Raw genomic sequence first — 18,334 nt, forward strand, 5'->3', positions numbered from 1 at the left:
AATCCATCATAAGTGCCCACACAGATGATTGATTGCGAATTGTTAAAGAGCGTGCGTCAGAGTTTACTCAATGACGCGAGGCTTCCACCTCAGTTAGACGCTTTCTGCTTTCGCTTGCTGCCGTCTGTGTGGTGCGCATTATAGAGATCGCTGCAATTCGATCAAGATCTTTTTTACAGAAATATGATCGACCGCGCACTTTTTAAGCGATCCTTTAAAAAAGCACTGCTTTTTGATTATAAATCAGTCGATTCCAGCATCTGGTGCTGTAACTCTGATGACTTCAGACAGATCTGGCTTATGTGTTTTGGGCCTTTTTAGCTCATGCTGATACAGATATTCACCTAACTGCCGCAGAAACGGCAGCGCCACTTCGTCTGTCTGATATTGATCGTCATTTAAAGTATCGTTTTCGTTGGCGTAGATCACTGCAGTAATAAAGAACTCTATTCCCCGCTGCAGGTCGGTAATATAGGCGCCATCAATAATATGGCCATAAGCCCAGCCGGTTTTATTAAAAATACGGATATGTTCAGGTATTTGTTGTGCCTTACCGCCAAACAGCAAAAACTTAGAGTAGTTATCCGGGTACTGTTTTGCATCATAAAGCGGATTAGTGCTGTCAGGTGGTAGCATTGCCATATAACGCAGCAGCAAAGCACGATCTTCCGGATGTAGATTAAAACGCTCATTCTCCGTAAAAAGCTGCGGAAAGATCACCCGCTTTATTACACCATCAAAATCAGTAAGGCTAAGACGGTTTTTTTCGGTAAAATCCATCGGTGAGTTAATCAATTTATTACCACTGATATACGCTCTGCCCAATGTCGGTTTATCTTTGTTGATATATTGCTGATTTGTGCTGCGGGCCGGCAGAGCCAGAATTGGCTTGCCGTTAGTATCAACAAAGCGTACCGGGTTGAACTGCCGGTTTTGCTCTGCCGCCAATGGCACGCTAAGGCGGTGGTTGATCACACTATGCTTTAAGCCTTTGGCTGCCAGGCGCTGGTTAATAAAGTCCTGCCCCAATAGCTCATATAGCCGGTTGCTGCCGTCGTTATCACTGACCAACAGCACTTTTTTTATATACTGCGCAATACTAGGCAAGCCATTCGCAGCCGTTGGATCTGCTGTTTGTACCGTTTGCCAGTCAGTAGCAGCATCAGTCAGCATAGTGGTATCTGAATTTAAGCCTGCAACGTTTTGCTCTGCCAACCATTCCAGCGCTAATAGCGCTATCGGCAGTTTTACTGTGCTGGCAGGATAGAAGTAGCGATTATCATCAAGGCCAAATTGATAGTAGGTAAGATCTGGACTGTTATCAGTGTCACGGTCTATCCGGGTATAAATAATTTGCAACTGGTAAGGTTCAGGGTTGGTAAGTACATGCTGCAATATCGGATATTGCTCCGTTACCTGAGACAGCAAAGGTTTCAATGACTGATACTGTATTTCAGGCGCTGCTGTAGATTGGACAGTCTGCGGCAAACTAAGTAAAAGCAAAGGAAGCAAGATTTTTTGCATGATCAATACTTGGCTTAAGTTAAAACACCATAGTACGGATTCGGTAAAGGAAAAACAAACAGGCAAAAAAAAGCCGGGCTATGCCCGGCTTTTTTAGTTCTTTAGTGCTTACTCAGCTGCAGTTTCTTCAACTGGCAGTGCATCCGTTTCCGGACGATCGACTAACTCGATGTAAGCCATAGGTGCGTTATCGCCGGCACGGAAGCCACACTTCAAAATACGAGTGTAACCACCTGGACGCGCATTGTAACGCGGGCCCAGCACGTTGAATAACAAACCTACTACTTCTTTATCACGAGTACGGGCGAAAGCTAAACGGCGGTTTGCAACGCTGTCATTCTTTGCCAATGTGATCAATGGCTCGATCACACGACGTAACTCTTTAGCCTTTGGCAAAGTCGTTTTGATGATTTCGTGCTTCACCAACGAGCTTGCCATATTGCGGAACATTGCCGTACGGTGGCTGCTGTTCCTGTTTAATTGACGACCACTCTTGCGATGGCGCATGATCTATTCCTTCTCACTAAACCAGAAACTGGTATCTGATTAGTCTTTATTTACCAGACTCGCTGGCGGCCAGTTCTCAAGGCGCATGCCAAGAGATAAACCGCGTGATGCCAGCACGTCTTTGATTTCGGTAAGCGACTTTTTACCCAGGTTAGGTGTTTTAAGTAACTCAACCTCGGTACGCTGAACCAGATCACCAATGTACTGAATCTGCTCTGCCTTCAAGCAGTTAGCAGAACGAACTGTTAATTCCAAATCATCGACCGGACGTAACAGAATCGGATCAAACTCCGGCTTCTCTTCGCGTTTTTCCGGTTCGCTCTTATCGCGCAGCTCGACGAAGAACTCTAGCTGTTCGGCCAGAATCGTTGCTGCACGGCGAATGGCTTCCTCTGGCTCAACAGTGCCGTTGGTCTCCATATCGATGATCAGTTTGTCCAGATCGGTACGCTGTTCTACCCGCGCAGCTTCAACTGAGTAGGCTATACGCTCTACCGGGCTGAAAGAGGCATCCAGTAACAGACGACCGATAGGACGCTCGTCATCATCTGAGGACAAACGCGCTGATGCAGGCACATAACCGCGACCACGTTCAACTTTCAGACGCATACTGAATTCAGTTTCGCCAGTCAGGTTGCAAATAACGTGCTCAGGGTTGGTAATAACCACACCGTCGCCATGCTGGATGTCTCCAGCTGTTACAGGGCCAGCACCTTTCTTCGTCAAAGTCAGAGTGACTTCATCTTTGTCTTCCAGGCGAACGGCAAGGCCTTTCAGGTTCAGAAGGATATCAATGATATCTTCCTGTACACCTTCTTTGGCACTGTACTCATGGAGAACGCCGTCAATCTCAACTTCAGTCACTGCACAACCTGGCATTGACGAAAGCAGAATACGACGTAACGCGTTGCCCAAGGTATGCCCGAAACCGCGCTCAAGTGGTTCCAAAGTAACTTTGGCACGAGTTGGGTTGATTTTTTCGATACCAACTAATCTCGGCTTAAGGAATTCGGTGACAGAACCCTGCATATATCCTCTCTTAACAATTAGCTTTACTTAGAGTAAAGCTCGACGATTAACTGTTCGTTGATGTCAGCAGACAAGTCTGAACGCTCAGGCAGACGTTTGAAAACGCCTTCCAGTTTCGTATTATCTACTTCGATCCAAGTTGGTTTCTCACGTTGTGCAGCTACTTCAAGCGCAGCGCCGATTCGGGCTTGCTTTTTCGCTTTCTCACGAACAGAGATCACTTGTTCAGGTAATACTTTGTATGATGGAATGTTCAGCACTTGGCCATTAATCATAATAGCTTTGTGGCTAACCAACTGACGTGCTTCAGCTCGCGTGCTGGCCAAACCCATACGGTATACTACGTTGTCTAAGCGTGACTCTAACAACGCTAACAGGTTTTCACCTGTATTACCTTTCAAACGAGCAGCTTCCTTGTAATAGTTACGGAACTGCTTCTCTAATACGCCATACATACGACGTACTTTTTGTTTCTCGCGTAACTGTAAACCGTAGTCTGATAAGCGACCGCGACGAGCGCCGTGCTGACCAGGGGCAGTAGTTAAGTTACACTTTGAATCGATTGCTCTTACGCCGCTCTTCAGGAACAGATCTGTACCTTCGCGACGACTTAGTTTGAGCTTAGGACCCAAATATCTTGCCATCTTCTTTCTCCAATAATCCGTGAAGCGCTGTAATTACACGCGACGTTTTTTAGGTGGACGGCATCCGTTATGTGGGATAGGCGTCACGTCGGTGATATTTGTGATCTTGTAACCAGCGGCGTTCAGAGCACGAATCGCTGATTCGCGGCCTGGGCCTGGGCCATTCACAAACACTTCAAGGTTCTTCAGACCATATTCCAGCGCAGCAGTACCTGCACGCTCTGCAGCTACCTGAGCAGCGAACGGAGTAGATTTACGTGAACCACGGAAACCTGAACCGCCGGCAGTTGCCCAGCACAGTGCATTGCCCTGACGATCAGTAATCGTCACGATGGTGTTGTTGAAAGAAGCATGGATATGAGCCATACCGTCTGAAACTTGCTTTTTTACCCGTTTACGAGTACGAACTGGTGCTTTAGCCATGTTGAATCACCTTATTTCTTAATCGCTTTACGTGGGCCCTTGCGGGTACGCGCATTAGTTTTAGTGCGCTGACCACGAACCGGCAGACTACGACGGTGGCGCAGGCCACGGTAGCAACCAAGGTCCATTAAACGCTTAATGTTTAACGTAATTTCACGGCGCAAGTCACCTTCAACGGTGTATTTTGCAACTTCGTCACGAAGCGTATCTAACTGAGCGTCGCTTAACGCAGCAATTTTTGTACTTTCTTCGATACCCACTGCAGCTAAAATCGATTTAGCGCGGGTCTTGCCGATACCATAAACATAGGTCAAAGAGATGACCGCATGCTTATTATCGGGGATGTTAATGCCAGCGATACGGGCCACTAACGTTCTCCTATAATAGAGTTTAAAGATGCCAATTTGAAAAGCCCGTAAGGATACTCAAATGGCGCTGATATTGCAAACGATAAAGGGGCTCAACCAATCAGCCCAGCCCACAGTATCATTTTTGTTCTGCTATTAGCCTTGGCGCTGTTTGTGCTTTGGCTCACTGCAAATTACGCGAACAACGTTATTACGTCTGATCACTTTGCAGTTACGGCAGATCTTCTTAACGGAAGCTCGTACTTTCATAACTTAACTCCGCAAACTATCTTAACGGCCGTAGCCTTTAAGATTTGCCTTTTTAAGCACAGAATCATATTGATGCGACATCAAATGCGTCTGTACCTGTGCCATAAAGTCCATGATAACCACAACGATAATCAGCAGTGAAGTACCACCGAAGTAGAACTGTACGTCCCACGCTACCATCATGAACTCAGGAACTAAACAGATAAAGGTTATATACAGGGCACCTGCTAAGGTTAACCGTGTCATCACTTTATCAATGTATTTTGATGTCTGCTCACCAGGACGGATCCCAGGGATAAAAGCACCAGATTTCTTCAGATTTTCTGCTGTATCACGCGGGTTAAATACCAACGCAGTATAGAAGAAGCAAAAGAAAATAATGGCCGCGGAGTATAACATCATATACAACGGTTGTCCCGGAGATAATGTTAATGCTAATTCCTGTAGGAAGTTAGCTACCGCACCTTCACCTGAACCAAACCAACTGGCTATCGTTCCGGGGAACAGAATAATGCTAGAGGCAAAAATCGGTGGAATTACACCGGCCATATTGACCTTTAACGGTAAATGGCTGCTTTGCGCGGCAAAAACCTGACGGCCTTGCTGACGCTTGGCGTAATTGACCACAATCCGACGCTGGCCGCGTTCAAAGAACACCACAAACCAGGTAATCGCGATTACGATCGCACCTATTGCAACTAACAGTAAAAAGTGCAAATCGCCTTGACGTGCCTGCTCAATCGTCTGACCAATGGCCGACGGGAAGCCGGCAACAATACCGGTAAAGATCAGCAACGAAATACCATTACCAATGCCGCGCTCTGTAATTTGCTCACCTAACCACATTAAAAACATGGTACCGGTAACCAAACTGATTACCGCAGTGAAGTAAAATGCAAAGCCAGGATTTATCACTAAACCCGGCATCATATTAGGCAGGCCAGTGGCAATACCAATGGCCTGTAACGTTGCTAATGCTAAAGTACCGTAGCGCGTCATCTGATTAATTTTACGCTTTCCAGCTTCGCCTTCTTTCTTTAATTCGGCCATGGCAGGATGAACTACCGTTAACAGCTGAACAATAATAGAGGCAGAGATGTAGGGCATAATACCCAACGCAAATACGGAAGCACGCTCAAGTGCGCCACCGCTGAACATGTTAAACATTTCAACGATGGTGCCCTTTTGTTGCTCGAATAACTGAGCCAGCACGGCGGCGTCAATTCCAGGAATTGGCACAAAGGAGCCTAACCGAAATACGATTATGGCCAAAAGTACAAATAACAAACGGGCTTTCAGCTCGCTGAATCCGCCTTTTGCACTTTTTGAGTCCGAACCTGGTTTAGCCATCGCGTACTATCCTTATTATTCTTCGACTTTACCGCCAGCGGCTTCGATTGCTGCACGCGCGCCTTTAGTTGCACCTAAACCTTTTACGGTTACCGGGCGAGTGATCTCGCCAGACAGTACAACTTTGGCAAACTTAACAGTACGGGAAATGATGTTAGCTTCCATCAGGCTAGCCAGATCAACTACATCACCTTTCACCGCTGCCAGTTCGTGCAGACGTACTTCAGCAGAAACCAGAGATTTCTGTGAAGTGAAACCGAATTTAGGTAAGCGCTGTTTCAATGGCATTTGACCGCCTTCGAAACCAGGACGCACTTTACCGCCAGAACGTGATTTCAAACCTTTATGACCACGACCAGCAGTTTTACCTAAGCCAGAGCCGATACCACGACCCACGCGGCGCTTTTCTTTCTTAGCACCAGGTGCCGGAGCAAGAGTATTTAATAACATCTGTTACTCCTCCACTTTAACCATGTAATACACAGCGTTGATCATACCGCGAACTGAAGGTGTATCTTCAACTTCAACAGTGTGACCGATGCGGCGTAAACCTAACCCAGTTAACGAGGCCTTGTGCTTCGGTAAACGACCGATGCTTGACTTCGTTTGGGTTACTTTAATTGTCTTCTTCGCCATGGCAGATTACCCCAGAATGTCGTCAACGCGTAAACCGCGTTTAGCAGCTATTTGAGCTGGCGACTTAACAGTCGACAGTGCATTAATAGTTGCGCGAACTACGTTGATTGGGTTAGTTGAGCCGTAACACTTAGACAGAATGTTTTGTACACCAGCAACTTCCAGTACGGCGCGCATTGCACCACCGGCGATCAAGCCAGTACCTTCTGCTGCAGGTTGCATGTAAACATTTGAACCTGAGTGAACACCACGGGTTGGGTGGTGTAAAGTGTTACCATTTAACTCAACCTGAGTCATATTGCGACGTGCTTTTTCCATTGCCTTTTGAATGGCAGCTGGAACTTCACGTGCTTTACCATAACCAAAACCAACGCGACCATTACCGTCACCAACCACAGTCAAAGCGGTGAAGGAGAAAATCCGACCACCTTTAACAACTTTTGACACGCGGTTTACTGCAACAAGCTTCTCTTGTAAATCAGATTGTTGTTTAGCTTCTTCGTTAGCCATGAGCTACTCCTAGAACTGAAGACCGGCTTCACGCGCCGCGTCAGCCAGAGCTTGTACGCGACCATGATACTGGAAGCCACTGCGGTCAAAAGCACAAGCAGTAACGCCTTTGGCTACTGCACGTTCGGCAATCGCTTTACCTACAGCCTTAGCAGCATCTACGTTACCAGTGTACTTCAGTGAGTCTTTGATTGAAGCTTCTACGGTAGAAGCTGCAGCAATCACTTCAGCATTTGGTGCGATAAGCTGGGCGTAGATGTGACGTGGTGTACGGTGTACAACCAGGCGATTCGCACCTTGTTCGATAATATTTCTGCGAGTGCGTTTGGCACGGCGCAGACGAGCAAGTTTCTTATCCATCGTCCTACCCTACTTTTTCTTCGCTTCTTTACGACGCACGTTTTCATTTGCATAGCGCACACCTTTGCCTTTATAAGGCTCTGGTTTACGGTATGCCCGGATGTTAGCGGCAACCTGACCAACTAATTGCTTGTCAGCACCTTTTACCAGTACTTCAGTCTGGGTTGGCGTTTCAATAGTGATACCGTTAGGTACCTGAAACACCACTGGGTGAGAAAAGCCCAGGCTCAGGTTCAATACTTTACCTTCTGCTTTCGCACGGTAACCAACACCAACCAGTTCCAGCTTCTGTGAGAAGCCTTCAGTTACACCAGTAACCAGGTTGTTGATTAACGCACGGGCAGTACCCGCTTGCGCGTCAGCGCCATCGAAGCCGTCACGTGGATTGGTACGTAAAACATTACCATCTACCACGACTTCAACCGCTGGGTTAACATCTAATGTTAACTCGCCGTTTTTGCCCTTGAACGACACTACCTGACCTTTTTGCGTTACAGTAACGCCGGTTGGGATAGTGACTGGGGCTTTAGCAACACGAGACATAGATTACTACCTCCGTTACGCTACGTAGCCGATGATTTCGCCACCGATACCAACCTTGCGCGCGGCGCGGTCAGTCATTAGTCCTTTAGATGTTGACACGATGGCCACACCTAAACCGCCCATTACCTTAGGTAAATCGCCACGCTTCTTATAGATGCGCAGACCTGGACGACTAACACGATCGATAGTTTCAATTACAGATTTGCCCTGGAAGTACTTTAACGTTACTTCCAGCTCTGGCTTAACATCACCAGAAACCGCGAAATCAGCGATGTAACCTTCGTCTTTTAATACTTTCGCAATAGACACCTTCAGTTTTGAAGATGGCATCTTAACCGCAACTTTATTGGCTGACTGGCCGTTGCGGATGCGAGTAAACATATCCGCTACTGGATCTTGCAAACTCATAGCTCGTTACTCCCGTGATTCTTACCAGCTAGCCTTACGAAGGCCAGGAATTTCACCGCGCATCGCCGCTTCACGGACCTTGATCCGGCTCATGCCGAACTTACGCAGGTAACCGTGTGGACGACCAGTTACACGACAACGATTACGTTGACGCGAAGGGCTTGAATCACGCGGCAACGTCTGTAACTTAAGAACTGCAGCCCAGCGATCTTCGTCAGAAGTCGCAGGATTGGCAATCGCATCTCTCAGTTCATGACGCTTTGCAGCGAATTTGGCTACCAGTTGTGCACGCTTTAATTCGCGGGCTTTCATTGATTGTTTTGCCATGACCCTACACCTTATTTCTTGAATGGGAAGTTAAACGCGGCAAGTAAAGCACGTCCTTCGTCATCGGTACGCGCGGTAGTCGTAATAGTGATATCTAAACCACGTACTGCGTCTACTTTGTCATAGTCGATTTCTGGGAAAATGATTTGCTCACGTACACCCATGCTGTAGTTACCACGGCCATCGAACGACTTCGGGTTTACACCACGGAAGTCACGAATACGCGGGATAGCAATAGAGACTAAACGCTCTAAGAATTCCCACATACGTTCGCCGCGCAGGGTCACTTTTGCGCCAATAGGGTAGCCTTCACGGATTTTGAAACCAGCTACTGATTTACGAGCCTTAGTTACCAGAGGTTTCTGGCCGGCAATAGCAGTTAAATCTGCTACGGCGTTATCAAGGATCTTTTTATCAGCTACGGCTTCACCCACACCCATATTGAGTGTGATTTTAACAATCCGAGGGACTTGCATGACGCTGGTGTAGCCGAACTGCTTAAACAGTTCTGGGACTACGGTGTCTTTGTAAATTTCATGCAGTTTCGCCATCGTATTACTCCAATAGCAATTAAATTACTTCGTTATTCGACTTGAAGAAACGTACTTTTTTGCCGTCTTCAAGGCGGAAACCTACACGATCTGCTTTACCCGTTTTAGAGTTAAAGATCGCTACGTTTGAAACATGAATTGAGGCTTCTTTCTCAACGATACCGCCTGGCTGATTCAGAGCCGGTACAGGCTTCTGATGCTTTTTAACCAGGTTAACGCCGGAAACATAAACACGACCTTCAGCTACTAAAACTTTAGTAACCTTACCGCGCTTACCCTTGTCCTTACCAGTAAGAACAACAACCTCGTCATCACGACGGATTTTACTAGCCATGGTGACTCCTTACAGTACTTCAGGTGCCAGAGACACGATCTTCATAAACTTATCGCCACGAAGTTCACGTGTAACAGGCCCGAAAATACGAGTGCCGATCGGTTCCAGCTTGCTGTTTAACAACACTGCTGCATTGCGATCAAAACGGATTAATGACCCGTCCTGACGGCGTACGCCTTTGCGTGTACGCACCACCACTGCATTCAGTACATCACCTTTTTTAACCTTACCGCGCGGAATTGCTTCCTTAACAGTAATTTTGATGATGTCACCAATTGCAGCATAACGGCGATGTGAACCACCTAAGACCTTAATACACATTACGCTGCGCGCGCCGCTGTTGTCTGCGACTTCCAGCATAGATTGCATCTGGATCATCTTAGTGCTCCGCTATTCTACTAAATAACCCTCACGGGCTACGCTGCTTACGATAAAAACTACCCCCTGACAAGAGGGCGCGTGATTATAACAGCACTCTTGTTAAAAAGGTAGCGCAAAATAAAAGCGGCCCACAAAGGAGCCGCTCTTAACACCTTAACGAATTAAGATGCTGATTCGACTACAGCAACCAAGGTCCATGACTTAGTCTTGGACAAAGGACGGCATTCACGAATAGTGACTACGTCGCCTTCTTTACACTGATTGGTTTCATCATGTACGTGCAGCTTGGTAGTACGCTTGATGAACTTCCCGTAAATTGGGTGTTTCACCGAACGCTCGATCGCAACAGTAATAGACTTGTCCATTTTGTTGCTGATCACTTTACCTTGCAGTGTACGAGTATTAGTTTCGCTCATTACGCACCTGCCTTCTCGGTTAAGATGGTCTTAACGCGCGCGATATCACGACGCACCTGCTTAAATAAATGCGTTTGAGCTAACTGACCGGTAGCTAATTGCATGCGCAGGTTGAACTGCTCACGTAATAAACCCAGTAATTCAGTATTTAACTCTTCAACACTTTTCGCTTTTAATTCGCTGGCTTTCATCACATTACCGTCCGCGTTACAAAGGCTGTCTTAAATGGTAGCTTAGCGGAAGCCAGTGCAAATGCATGACGCGCTAACTCTTCAGACACACCGTCCATTTCGTACAGTACTTTGCCAGGTTTAATCTGACATACCCAGTACTCAACAGAACCTTTACCACTACCCATACGTACTTCCAGCGGCTTAGCAGTGATTGGTTTGTCTGGGAACACACGGATCCAGATTTTACCAACACGCTTAACAGCGCGCGTCATAGCACGACGTGCAGATTCAATTTGACGTGAAGTCATCTGACCACGTTCTACAGATTTCAGTGCATAAGTACCGAAAGATACTTTATCGCCAACCTGGGCTAAACCACGGTTACGACCTTTGTGCACTTTACGAAATTTTGTACGTTTTGGTTGCAACATCGCTCAATACCCCTACTTAGCCTTACGTGCCGGTTTTTTCGGCGCTTTAGGCTGGTTGTTATTGTTGGCGTTGTTGGTGTTGTTGTTCAATGGCAGAGCACCTAAGATCTCGCCTTTGAAAATCCACACTTTCACACCAATGATACCGTAAGTAGTCAGTGCTTCTGAGGTATTGTAATCGATGTCAGCACGCAGAGTGTGAAGTGGCACACGGCCTTCACGGTACCACTCTGAACGAGCGATTTCTGCGCCGCCTAAACGGCCGCTAACTTCAACTTTGATACCCTTGGCACCGATACGCATGGCGTTTTGTACCGCGCGCTTCATAGCACGACGGAACATTACACGACGCTCTAACTGGCTGCTGATTGAGTCAGCAACTAATTTGGCATCCAGCTCAGGCTTGCGGATTTCAGAGATGTTAATCTGCGCAGGTACGCCAGCGATGGCTGCTACTTGCTTGCGGATTTTCTCAACATCTTCACCTTTCTTACCGATGATTACGCCTGGACGCGCAGTGTGAATAGTCACACGGATGCTTTTCGCAGGGCGTTCAATATCGATCCGGCTAACTGACGCGGCTTTCAGTTCTTTTGTCAGATACTGACGAACTTTAAAGTCACCGTTTAAGAAATCCGGGAAGTCTTTCGTATTCGCGAACCAGGTTGAGCTCCATGGCTTAGTGATACCTAGGCGAATACCATTAGGATGTACTTTCTGTCCCATTTCTCTCTCCTAGTTATCAGCTACAACCACAGTGATGTGGCTAGTACGCTTGACGATACGGTCAGCACGACCTTTAGCACGTGGCTTGATACGTTTCATAGACGGACCTTCATCAATGAAGATGGTCTTAACTTTCAACGTATCAATGTCCGCGCCTTCATTGTGCTCAGCGTTGGCAATGGCTGATAAAAGAACCTTTTTAACTAACTCGGCAGCTTTTTTCGGGCTGTAAGTCAGTACGTTCAGCGCCTTATCTACTGACAATCCACGCACCTGGTCAGCGACCAGACGGGTTTTTTGAGCAGAAGAACGGGCAAATTTGTGTTTAGCTAATGCTTGCATCATTTACCCCTTAGCGCTTCTTGGCCTTTTTGTCGGCTGCATGACCACGGTAGGTACGAGTAGGTGCAAATTCACCTAACTTGTGACCAATCATCTCTTCCGAGACGAACACAGGTACATGTTGACGACCATTATGGACAGCGATGGTCAAACCGATCATATCAGGTATGATCATTGAACGACGGCTCCAAGTCTTAATAGGCTTCTTGTCACCGCTTTCCAACGCTTTCTCTACCTTCTTCAGCAAGTGAAGGTCAATAAATGGACCTTTCTTGAGAGAACGTGGCATGGCAATTCCTCACAAATTATTTATCACGACGACGTACGATAAGTTTATCAGTACGCTTGTTTGAACGAGTTTTGTAACCCTTCGTTGGTACGCCCCATGGAGATACAGGGTGACGACCACCAGAAGTTTTACCTTCACCACCACCGTGTGGGTGATCAACCGGGTTCATTACCACACCACGTACGGTTGGGCGAACGCCACGCCAGCGCATTGCACCAGCTTTACCGTATTGACGTAACATATGTTCCGCGTTGCCGATCTCACCGATAGTCGCGCGACAATCTGCTAATACTTTACGTACTTCGCCACTGCGTAAACGCAGCGTCACGTACTCACCGTCACGAGCCAGGATCTGTACAAATGCGCCAGCTGAACGAGCTAACTGACCACCTTTACCTGGTTTCATTTCGATGTTGTGTACTACCTGACCAACCGGGATATTGCGCAGTGGTAAGGTGTTACCGGCTTTGATTGGTGATTCCATACCTGAAACCACTGTATCACCTGCCTTCAGGCCTTTAGGGGCCAGAATGTAACGACGCTCACCGTCTGCGTATAACACCAGTGCGATGTTAGCAGTACGGTTTGGATCGTACTCTAAACGCTCAACTTTGGCTGGAATGCCATCTTTGTTGCGTTTGAAGTCAACTAAACGGTAATGTTGCTTATGACCACCACCGATATGACGGGTAGTGATGCGACCGTTGTTGTTACGACCACCAGTTTTTGAATTTTTCTCTAACAAAGGGGCATAAGGCTTGCCTTTGTACAGGTCTGGGTTAACCACTTTTAATACGTGGCGACGACCTGGTGACGTAGGTTTACACTTTACAAGTGCCATTTCCTAACTCCTCTTCTTACTCAGCGCCGCCAACGAAATCGATTTCGCTGCCTTCTTTAAGAGTCACGTAAGCTTTTTTCCAATCGCTACGCTTGCCCATACGCGCACCAGTGCGCTTGGACTTACCCTTAACGTTAACAGTACGCACACCAACGACTTCAGTTTCGAACAGTTTTTCAACTGCTGCTTTAACATCAGCTTTAGTCGCAGTAGTGGCTACCTTGAAAACGACTGTATTATGTTTTTCAGCAGACACAGTGCTCTTTTCAGATACGTGTGGTGCTAAAATAACTTTCAGTAAACGTTCTTCGCGGATCATGCTAACAGCTCCTCAAGTTGCTTAACTGCAGCAGCAGTCATTAACACTTTGTCGAATGCGATTAAGCTGACCGGGTCGATACCGTGTACGTCACGCACGTCAACCTTGTACAGGTTACGTGCTGATAAGAACAGGTTCTCATCCACTTCGTTAGTCACGATTAACACGTCTTTTAAGTCCATTGCTTTTAACTTTGCAGTTAAATCTTTGGTCTTAGGCGAATCAACGGCGAAATTTTCCACCACGATTAAACGCTCTTGACGTACTAATTCAGACAGGATGCTTTGGATCGCACCACGATACATTTTACGGTTTACTTTTTGGCTGTGATCTTGTGACTTAGCCGCAAAAGTTACACCGCCTCCGCGCCAGATTGGGCTGCGGATAGTACCGGCACGCGCGCGGCCTGTACCTTTTTGACGCCATGGCTTCTTACCACCACCGCGTACTTCAGAACGTGTCAGCTGAGCGCGGGTACCCTGACGGGCGCCGGCAGCATAAGCTACAACAACCTGATGAACCAAAGCTTCATTAAACTCACGTCCAAAGGTAGCTTCGGAAACTTCAAGAACGCCTTGAGCGTCTCGTAATGCTAATTCCATCACTTATCTCCTCAGACGTTAGCTTTTAACAGCTGGTTTAACGATCACGTCACCACCGATAGCGCCAGGTACTGCACCTTTCACTAACAGCAGATTACGTTCTGCGTCTACACGAACCACTTCCAGTGACTGCACGGTTACGCGCTCAGCACCTAAGTGACCAGCCATTTTTTTACCCTTGAATACTTTACCTGGTGATTGGTTCTGACCAATTGAACCAGGGGCACGGTGTGATAAAGAGTTACCGTGAGTAGCATCCTGAGTACGGAAATTCCAGCGCTTAACAGCACCAGCAAAACCCTTACCTTTTGATGTGCCAGACACATCAACTTTTTTCGCTTCAGCGAAAATTTCAACCGTAATTTCGCTGCCGACAGTGATGTCAGCACCTTCGTTATCTGTCAGGCGGAATTCCCACAGACCACGACCAGCGTCCACGCCCACTTTAGCGAAGTGGCCTGCTTCTGGCTTGCTCATGCGGCTTGCCTTTACAGTACCAGCAGTCACTTGCAGTGCGCTGTAACCGTCTGTCTCTGCAGTTTTAACTGCAGTTACACGGTTTGGTGTCGCTTCGATTACGGTTACTGGAATTGAAACGCCGTCTTCAGTGAAGATGCGAGTCATTCCCACTTTACGACCGACTAGACCGATAGCCATTTCCTAAACCTCTCTATAAACCTGTCTGATTAGCCCAGGCTGATTTGAACGTCAACGCCAGCAGGCAAGTCTAAACGCATCAGCGCATCAACCGTTTTCTCGGTTGGCTCAACGATGTCGATTAAACGCTTGTGGGTACGGATTTCGTACTGATCACGTGCATCTTTGTTGACGTGAGGAGAAATCAATACAGTGAAACGTTCCTGGCGGGTAGGAAGTGGAATAGGACCACGAACCTGTGCGCCCGTACGCTTAGCTGTGTCAACGATTTCCATGGTTGACTGATCGATCAAACGATGATCGAACGCTTTCAGACGGATGCGAATCCTTTGATTACTCATGTATCAAAGCCTCAAAGAGCAAAAAGAGCAAAAATAAACACAAGCTATCCAACCCAAGAAGGGGGATGCCCATGCACCGAAGTTACGTTTGCTCCCCAATCGGGAGCACTGTAAGTGCTAAATAACTCTAAAGTTTATTTAGCAAGCCAGTCAGAATTAAATCGACTGGCCGCGCATTATACTGAAAACCACTAATAACGCAAGCATTGGTTATAAATTGCACTACAGAATATCATTCAACTCAAAGCCGATACCAAAACGGGTAACCGAGCGATTGTAGTCGATCAGGCTTTCGCCATAACCATTAAACAACTCGGCATAAAAGCGGATATGGTTGTTAAACGGTACTGAGTAAGACAAACGTACAGCACCTTTGTTGTCGCTACGCAGATTATTACGTACCATCATACGCCAGGTTGCGTCCCCTTGCTTGTAAGCAGCAGACAGTTCAAACCAGCCCATGTATTTGGTGATATCCGGGTTGTCGTCACCCTTGGGGTCTGTTGGTGATTCTTTCGGATCTTCTTTAAAACGGTAATAAGGCTCGAAATTAATAAATACATTGCCAATAGACGTTACCCAACTGAGCTTTAGCCGGTTCCAGCTGCGGGACTGCGCTCCGGAGCGGCCGTTAGATTGGTGCGATAAACTCAAACCAATAATGCGGCTGGCGGCATCTTCAACATTGGCATAATGCGGAAACATCAGAATAAGCTCGGGTTCGTAGTTATTCTCCCGAAACGGCGATGACACCTCACTATTGTAGGCCTGCCAATATGCCTGCTGGGTGAAAGCAAAAAACAGATAGCCGTTGTCGTTATAAATTTTACTCCACAGCGGCGTTTTTAAGCTGAGCTGGAATTTAGCCTCTACATTATCCGACGGTGCTGACTCACCGTCATTCACCATGATGGGAGCTATACCATCCACGTAGGTTACCGGCATCAGATAGTTGTTATGATGTGGTATCAACGTAAAAGGCGCATACGAATCCCACTGCTCGGCTTTCATTCTTTTATCCAGTGCATCTGCCGCTGATGCAGAAAATGCCAATAAACCAACCAAACCAAGCAGGTACTTCATAACTCTCCTTAATGTTAAAAATGAGCTGCAGCAAACTTATCCATTACCGCTGAATCGCGCCTTAACACGCCAAGCAACCCTGCGGCCTTGGGTAAAACGCGCTCAAAGTAATAGGCTGCTGTATATTGTTTTGCCTCTACAAAGCTCTCGCTATGTGAAGTACTCTGCAGCGCGGCCAGATTTTTATACCACATATAACCGTAAAGAACATATGAAACTAACGTTAAGTAATCACAGGCATTACCGCTTTGCGACCGGCTGTCTTGTGCCAGCAACTCTGCAGTTAAGCTCTGCACTTGGTCGATGTAATGTTGCAGAGACGCAGCAGCATCAATTGGTGTAGCTGCCATTTCAGCCTTGATTTCTGCCAGTAACGTAAGCAATACCAAGCCCTGGTCTGCTGCCACTTTACGCAACATAAAGTCTGCCGCCTGGATGCCGTTAGTGCCCTCATAAATCTGAGCAATACGTACATCACGCACCAGCTGCTCCATCCCCCATTCTTTTACATAGCCATGGCCGCCAAATACTTGCTGTGCGGTAACACAGGCATCAAAGCCCTGATCTGTCATAAACGCTTTGGCTATTGGCGTAAGCAAATTGGCGCGTTGTGCCGATACCGTGCAGTTGTCGTACTTAGCTTTATCCAGCAGTGACGCTACCCAGGTAGCAAAGGTGCGGCCGGCCTCATTCATTGCTTTAATGTTGAGTAACATGCGCCGCACATCCGCATGGCCAATAATAGCCTCGGCTTTGTTGGCGTCTTTTACGGTAATCCTACCCTGCAACCGGTCTTTAGCATAAGCCAGCGCATTTTGATAAGCGCGCTCAGCCGCCCCCAGCCCCTGACTGCCCATTGATAAACGCTCATAGTTCATCATGGTAAACATACAGGCTAAACCACGGTGTGGTTCACCAATTAAATAGCCTTTGGCGTCGTCGAAATTCAGCACGCAGGTCGCCGAGCCATTGATGCCCATTTTATGCTCTATAGAACCTACACTTACCCCGTTGCGCTCGCCGAGCTCACCATCTGCATCAGGTAGATACTTCGGTACCAGAAACAGCGAAATGCCACGGCTGCCTGCCGGTGCATCCGGCAGCTTAGCTAATACCAGATGGATGATATTCGAGGTTAAATCATGCTCGCCGGCAGTAATAAAAATTTTGCTGCCGCTCAGCAGATAGCTGCCATCATCCGCCGGTTTTGCGGTGGTGCGCATAATGCCCAGATCAGAACCGGCATGGGCTTCAGTCAAACACATAGTGCCGGACCATTCGCCGCTGTACATTTTCGGCAAGTACAGTGCTTTGGTGGCCTCATCCGCATGTTGCAATAAAGCAACGCAAGCGCCAGCGGTTAAACCCGGATAAAGTGAAAAGGCAATATCGGCACTGCAGAGCATTTCATCAACCATCATTGACAGCGCTTTTGGCATGCCCATGCCACCGTACTGCGGATCGCCACTAAGGCTGGTCCAGCCGCCTTCAGTTAAACTTTGATAGGCGGTTTGATAGTGCTGCGGCAACGTGACTTTGCCATCCTTAAGTTGGGCACCTTGTTTGTCAGCGTCGCCCGAGAGGGGTGCTAGCTGTTGCTCACATATTTTGGCTGCCTCCTCCAAAATAGCTTTAGCTGTGTCGGCTTCAATTAATTCTTGTAACTGGCTTTGCTGCTGCCAGTATTTGTCGAGCTGCCATACATCAAACAGGTTAAAACAAATATCATTTAGTGGGGCCTGATAGTGACTCATAACGGTGCCTCTCAACTGGACGGATGAGTTTAAGCATGGCACAGCTTTAGTTTTCAAACAAGTGTTTGAATAGTATCTTGCAGCAGTAAAATTCAGCCATAAAAAAAGCCCCTTACGGGGCCTTTTCACATCTTAGCTATTACGCCAGGATTTTTGATACCACACCCGCACCTACTGTACGGCCGCCTTCACGGATAGCGAAGCGTAAACCTTCAT

At 47.3% G+C, this 18,334-nt stretch carries 31 protein-coding genes and 1 pseudogene; all 32 read right to left on the bottom strand.

The window, feature by feature from the left end; all coding sequences use genetic code 11:
* Positions 1-243 precede the first annotated feature (243 nt).
* Positions 244-1,437 carry a serine hydrolase gene (locus tag AR688_RS19675; protein ID WP_231732204.1) on the bottom strand — a complete coding sequence of 398 codons (1,194 nt, stop codon included), beginning with the start codon at positions 1,435-1,437 and terminating at the stop codon, positions 244-246.
* Positions 1,438-1,632: 195 nt separating this feature from the next.
* Positions 1,633-2,031, bottom strand: coding sequence for a 50S ribosomal protein L17 (gene rplQ, locus AR688_RS19680; protein ID WP_068238287.1), 399 nt, complete (start codon positions 2,029-2,031; stop codon positions 1,633-1,635).
* 39 nt (positions 2,032-2,070) lie between these two features.
* Positions 2,071-3,060 carry a DNA-directed RNA polymerase subunit alpha gene (locus tag AR688_RS19685; protein WP_027672165.1) on the bottom strand — a complete coding sequence of 330 codons (990 nt, stop codon included), beginning with the start codon at positions 3,058-3,060 and terminating at the stop codon, positions 2,071-2,073.
* A 23-nt stretch (positions 3,061-3,083) separates the two neighbouring features.
* Entirely contained in the window at positions 3,084-3,704 is a 621-nt protein-coding gene (gene rpsD / locus AR688_RS19690; RefSeq protein WP_068238290.1) for a 30S ribosomal protein S4, read from the bottom strand.
* Positions 3,705-3,737: 33 nt separating this feature from the next.
* The gene (gene rpsK / locus AR688_RS19695; RefSeq protein WP_040552629.1) at positions 3,738-4,127 is read right to left on the bottom strand and encodes a 30S ribosomal protein S11; all 390 of its coding nucleotides are present in this window, start codon (positions 4,125-4,127) and stop codon (positions 3,738-3,740) included.
* An 11-nt stretch (positions 4,128-4,138) separates the two neighbouring features.
* Positions 4,139-4,495, bottom strand: coding sequence for a 30S ribosomal protein S13 (gene rpsM / locus AR688_RS19700; protein ID WP_068238294.1), 357 nt, complete (start codon positions 4,493-4,495; stop codon positions 4,139-4,141).
* A 135-nt stretch (positions 4,496-4,630) separates the two neighbouring features.
* Entirely contained in the window at positions 4,631-4,744 is a 114-nt protein-coding gene (rpmJ, locus tag AR688_RS20060; protein WP_082694854.1) for a 50S ribosomal protein L36, read from the bottom strand.
* 21 nt (positions 4,745-4,765) lie between these two features.
* Positions 4,766-6,094 (bottom strand): preprotein translocase subunit SecY, encoded by a 1,329-nt coding sequence (gene secY, locus AR688_RS19705; RefSeq protein WP_068238295.1) that lies wholly within the window; start codon positions 6,092-6,094, stop codon positions 4,766-4,768.
* Between the two features lie 15 nt (positions 6,095-6,109).
* The gene (rplO, locus tag AR688_RS19710; RefSeq protein WP_068238296.1) at positions 6,110-6,544 is read right to left on the bottom strand and encodes a 50S ribosomal protein L15; all 435 of its coding nucleotides are present in this window, start codon (positions 6,542-6,544) and stop codon (positions 6,110-6,112) included.
* 3 nt (positions 6,545-6,547) lie between these two features.
* Entirely contained in the window at positions 6,548-6,730 is a 183-nt protein-coding gene (rpmD, locus tag AR688_RS19715) for a 50S ribosomal protein L30 (RefSeq protein WP_027672159.1), read from the bottom strand.
* A gap of 6 nt (positions 6,731-6,736) precedes the next feature.
* Complete coding sequence (gene rpsE / locus AR688_RS19720; RefSeq protein WP_068238299.1) at positions 6,737-7,240, bottom strand: 30S ribosomal protein S5; 504 nt, start codon at positions 7,238-7,240, stop codon at positions 6,737-6,739.
* 9 nt (positions 7,241-7,249) lie between these two features.
* Positions 7,250-7,600 carry a 50S ribosomal protein L18 gene (gene rplR / locus AR688_RS19725; protein ID WP_068238302.1) on the bottom strand — a complete coding sequence of 117 codons (351 nt, stop codon included), beginning with the start codon at positions 7,598-7,600 and terminating at the stop codon, positions 7,250-7,252.
* 9 nt (positions 7,601-7,609) lie between these two features.
* On the bottom strand, positions 7,610-8,143 hold the full coding sequence (rplF, locus tag AR688_RS19730) for a 50S ribosomal protein L6 (RefSeq protein WP_068238305.1): 534 nt from the start codon (positions 8,141-8,143) through the stop codon (positions 7,610-7,612).
* A gap of 15 nt (positions 8,144-8,158) precedes the next feature.
* Positions 8,159-8,551, bottom strand: coding sequence for a 30S ribosomal protein S8 (rpsH, locus tag AR688_RS19735; RefSeq protein WP_068238308.1), 393 nt, complete (start codon positions 8,549-8,551; stop codon positions 8,159-8,161).
* Between the two features lie 21 nt (positions 8,552-8,572).
* Complete coding sequence (gene rpsN, locus AR688_RS19740) at positions 8,573-8,878, bottom strand: 30S ribosomal protein S14 (RefSeq protein ID WP_068238311.1); 306 nt, start codon at positions 8,876-8,878, stop codon at positions 8,573-8,575.
* Positions 8,879-8,889: 11 nt separating this feature from the next.
* The gene (rplE, locus tag AR688_RS19745) at positions 8,890-9,429 is read right to left on the bottom strand and encodes a 50S ribosomal protein L5 (protein WP_068238316.1); all 540 of its coding nucleotides are present in this window, start codon (positions 9,427-9,429) and stop codon (positions 8,890-8,892) included.
* Positions 9,430-9,448: 19 nt separating this feature from the next.
* Positions 9,449-9,763 (bottom strand): 50S ribosomal protein L24, encoded by a 315-nt coding sequence (rplX, locus tag AR688_RS19750; RefSeq protein ID WP_068238319.1) that lies wholly within the window; start codon positions 9,761-9,763, stop codon positions 9,449-9,451.
* Positions 9,764-9,772: 9 nt separating this feature from the next.
* Entirely contained in the window at positions 9,773-10,141 is a 369-nt protein-coding gene (gene rplN, locus AR688_RS19755) for a 50S ribosomal protein L14 (RefSeq protein ID WP_027672151.1), read from the bottom strand.
* Between the two features lie 164 nt (positions 10,142-10,305).
* Positions 10,306-10,560: a 30S ribosomal protein S17 gene (gene rpsQ / locus AR688_RS19760; RefSeq protein WP_068238321.1), complete on the bottom strand. Its 255-nt coding sequence runs from the start codon at positions 10,558-10,560 to the stop codon at positions 10,306-10,308.
* Positions 10,560-10,751, bottom strand: coding sequence for a 50S ribosomal protein L29 (rpmC, locus tag AR688_RS19765; RefSeq protein WP_068238323.1), 192 nt, complete (start codon positions 10,749-10,751; stop codon positions 10,560-10,562). The genes rpsQ and rpmC overlap by 1 nt, the downstream gene beginning before the upstream one ends.
* Positions 10,751-11,164, bottom strand: a complete 414-nt coding sequence (rplP, locus tag AR688_RS19770; RefSeq protein WP_068238325.1) for a 50S ribosomal protein L16 — start codon at positions 11,162-11,164, stop codon at positions 10,751-10,753. The genes rpmC and rplP overlap by 1 nt, the downstream gene beginning before the upstream one ends.
* A 12-nt stretch (positions 11,165-11,176) precedes the next feature.
* Complete coding sequence (gene rpsC, locus AR688_RS19775) at positions 11,177-11,890, bottom strand: 30S ribosomal protein S3 (protein WP_008224489.1); 714 nt, start codon at positions 11,888-11,890, stop codon at positions 11,177-11,179.
* Between the two features lie 9 nt (positions 11,891-11,899).
* Positions 11,900-12,232 (bottom strand): 50S ribosomal protein L22, encoded by a 333-nt coding sequence (rplV, locus tag AR688_RS19780; protein WP_019677721.1) that lies wholly within the window; start codon positions 12,230-12,232, stop codon positions 11,900-11,902.
* Between the two features lie 10 nt (positions 12,233-12,242).
* Entirely contained in the window at positions 12,243-12,521 is a 279-nt protein-coding gene (gene rpsS / locus AR688_RS19785) for a 30S ribosomal protein S19 (RefSeq protein ID WP_008950795.1), read from the bottom strand.
* Positions 12,522-12,537: 16 nt separating this feature from the next.
* Positions 12,538-13,362 (bottom strand): 50S ribosomal protein L2, encoded by an 825-nt coding sequence (gene rplB / locus AR688_RS19790; RefSeq protein WP_068238326.1) that lies wholly within the window; start codon positions 13,360-13,362, stop codon positions 12,538-12,540.
* Between the two features lie 16 nt (positions 13,363-13,378).
* On the bottom strand, positions 13,379-13,681 hold the full coding sequence (rplW, locus tag AR688_RS19795) for a 50S ribosomal protein L23 (protein WP_068238329.1): 303 nt from the start codon (positions 13,679-13,681) through the stop codon (positions 13,379-13,381).
* Entirely contained in the window at positions 13,678-14,283 is a 606-nt protein-coding gene (gene rplD / locus AR688_RS19800) for a 50S ribosomal protein L4 (protein ID WP_068238332.1), read from the bottom strand. Before rplD ends, rplW begins: the two co-directional genes overlap by 4 nt.
* Before the next feature lie 18 nt (positions 14,284-14,301).
* The gene (rplC, locus tag AR688_RS19805) at positions 14,302-14,940 is read right to left on the bottom strand and encodes a 50S ribosomal protein L3 (RefSeq protein ID WP_068238335.1); all 639 of its coding nucleotides are present in this window, start codon (positions 14,938-14,940) and stop codon (positions 14,302-14,304) included.
* 29 nt (positions 14,941-14,969) lie between these two features.
* The gene (rpsJ, locus tag AR688_RS19810) at positions 14,970-15,281 is read right to left on the bottom strand and encodes a 30S ribosomal protein S10 (RefSeq protein WP_008899121.1); all 312 of its coding nucleotides are present in this window, start codon (positions 15,279-15,281) and stop codon (positions 14,970-14,972) included.
* A gap of 222 nt (positions 15,282-15,503) precedes the next feature.
* The gene (locus AR688_RS19815) at positions 15,504-16,364 is read right to left on the bottom strand and encodes a phospholipase A (protein ID WP_068238338.1); all 861 of its coding nucleotides are present in this window, start codon (positions 16,362-16,364) and stop codon (positions 15,504-15,506) included.
* 14 nt (positions 16,365-16,378) lie between these two features.
* Positions 16,379-18,118, bottom strand: a complete 1,740-nt coding sequence (locus AR688_RS19820) for an acyl-CoA dehydrogenase family protein (RefSeq protein WP_068238341.1) — start codon at positions 18,116-18,118, stop codon at positions 16,379-16,381.
* 139 nt (positions 18,119-18,257) lie between these two features.
* Positions 18,258-18,334: pseudogene (locus AR688_RS20065) on the bottom strand (EF-Tu/IF-2/RF-3 family GTPase); the annotation flags it as partial.

It is taken from the genome of Rheinheimera sp. EpRS3 (genome assembly GCF_001513785.1).
In the GTDB taxonomy this organism is placed as follows: Bacteria; Pseudomonadota; Gammaproteobacteria; order Enterobacterales; family Alteromonadaceae; genus Alishewanella.

Excerpts from the sequence above, each read along its gene's own strand:
- rplQ (WP_068238287.1), bottom strand. The coding sequence starts at position 2,031 with ATGCGCCATCGCAAGAGTGGTCGTCAATTAAACAGGAACAGCAGCCAC.
- AR688_RS19685 (WP_027672165.1), bottom strand. The coding sequence starts at position 3,060 with ATGCAGGGTTCTGTCACCGAATTCCTTAAGCCGAGATTAGTTGGTATC.
- rpsD (WP_068238290.1), bottom strand. The coding sequence starts at position 3,704 with ATGGCAAGATATTTGGGTCCTAAGCTCAAACTAAGTCGTCGCGAAGGT.
- rpsK (WP_040552629.1), bottom strand. The coding sequence starts at position 4,127 with ATGGCTAAAGCACCAGTTCGTACTCGTAAACGGGTAAAAAAGCAAGTT.
- rpmJ (WP_082694854.1), bottom strand. The coding sequence starts at position 4,744 with ATGAAAGTACGAGCTTCCGTTAAGAAGATCTGCCGTAACTGCAAAGTG.
- secY (WP_068238295.1), bottom strand. The coding sequence starts at position 6,094 with ATGGCTAAACCAGGTTCGGACTCAAAAAGTGCAAAAGGCGGATTCAGC.
- rplO (WP_068238296.1), bottom strand. The coding sequence starts at position 6,544 with ATGTTATTAAATACTCTTGCTCCGGCACCTGGTGCTAAGAAAGAAAAG.
- rpmD (WP_027672159.1), bottom strand. The coding sequence starts at position 6,730 with ATGGCGAAGAAGACAATTAAAGTAACCCAAACGAAGTCAAGCATCGGT.
- rpsE (WP_068238299.1), bottom strand. The coding sequence starts at position 7,240 with ATGGCTAACGAAGAAGCTAAACAACAATCTGATTTACAAGAGAAGCTT.
- rplR (WP_068238302.1), bottom strand. The coding sequence starts at position 7,600 with ATGGATAAGAAACTTGCTCGTCTGCGCCGTGCCAAACGCACTCGCAGA.
- rplF (WP_068238305.1), bottom strand. The coding sequence starts at position 8,143 with ATGTCTCGTGTTGCTAAAGCCCCAGTCACTATCCCAACCGGCGTTACT.
- rpsH (WP_068238308.1), bottom strand. The coding sequence starts at position 8,551 with ATGAGTTTGCAAGATCCAGTAGCGGATATGTTTACTCGCATCCGCAAC.
- rpsN (WP_068238311.1), bottom strand. The coding sequence starts at position 8,878 with ATGGCAAAACAATCAATGAAAGCCCGCGAATTAAAGCGTGCACAACTG.
- rplE (WP_068238316.1), bottom strand. The coding sequence starts at position 9,429 with ATGGCGAAACTGCATGAAATTTACAAAGACACCGTAGTCCCAGAACTG.
- rplX (WP_068238319.1), bottom strand. The coding sequence starts at position 9,763 with ATGGCTAGTAAAATCCGTCGTGATGACGAGGTTGTTGTTCTTACTGGT.
- rplN (WP_027672151.1), bottom strand. The coding sequence starts at position 10,141 with ATGATCCAGATGCAATCTATGCTGGAAGTCGCAGACAACAGCGGCGCG.
- rpsQ (WP_068238321.1), bottom strand. The coding sequence starts at position 10,560 with ATGAGCGAAACTAATACTCGTACACTGCAAGGTAAAGTGATCAGCAAC.
- rpmC (WP_068238323.1), bottom strand. The coding sequence starts at position 10,751 with ATGAAAGCCAGCGAATTAAAAGCGAAAAGTGTTGAAGAGTTAAATACT.
- rplP (WP_068238325.1), bottom strand. The coding sequence starts at position 11,164 with ATGTTGCAACCAAAACGTACAAAATTTCGTAAAGTGCACAAAGGTCGT.
- rpsC (WP_008224489.1), bottom strand. The coding sequence starts at position 11,890 with ATGGGACAGAAAGTACATCCTAATGGTATTCGCCTAGGTATCACTAAG.
- rplV (WP_019677721.1), bottom strand. The coding sequence starts at position 12,232 with ATGCAAGCATTAGCTAAACACAAATTTGCCCGTTCTTCTGCTCAAAAA.
- rpsS (WP_008950795.1), bottom strand. The coding sequence starts at position 12,521 with ATGCCACGTTCTCTCAAGAAAGGTCCATTTATTGACCTTCACTTGCTG.
- rplB (WP_068238326.1), bottom strand. The coding sequence starts at position 13,362 with ATGGCACTTGTAAAGTGTAAACCTACGTCACCAGGTCGTCGCCACGTA.
- rplW (WP_068238329.1), bottom strand. The coding sequence starts at position 13,681 with ATGATCCGCGAAGAACGTTTACTGAAAGTTATTTTAGCACCACACGTA.
- rplD (WP_068238332.1), bottom strand. The coding sequence starts at position 14,283 with ATGGAATTAGCATTACGAGACGCTCAAGGCGTTCTTGAAGTTTCCGAA.
- rplC (WP_068238335.1), bottom strand. The coding sequence starts at position 14,940 with ATGGCTATCGGTCTAGTCGGTCGTAAAGTGGGAATGACTCGCATCTTC.
- rpsJ (WP_008899121.1), bottom strand. The coding sequence starts at position 15,281 with ATGAGTAATCAAAGGATTCGCATCCGTCTGAAAGCGTTCGATCATCGT.
- AR688_RS19815 (WP_068238338.1), bottom strand. The coding sequence starts at position 16,364 with ATGAAGTACCTGCTTGGTTTGGTTGGTTTATTGGCATTTTCTGCATCA.
- AR688_RS19820 (WP_068238341.1), bottom strand. The coding sequence starts at position 18,118 with ATGAGTCACTATCAGGCCCCACTAAATGATATTTGTTTTAACCTGTTT.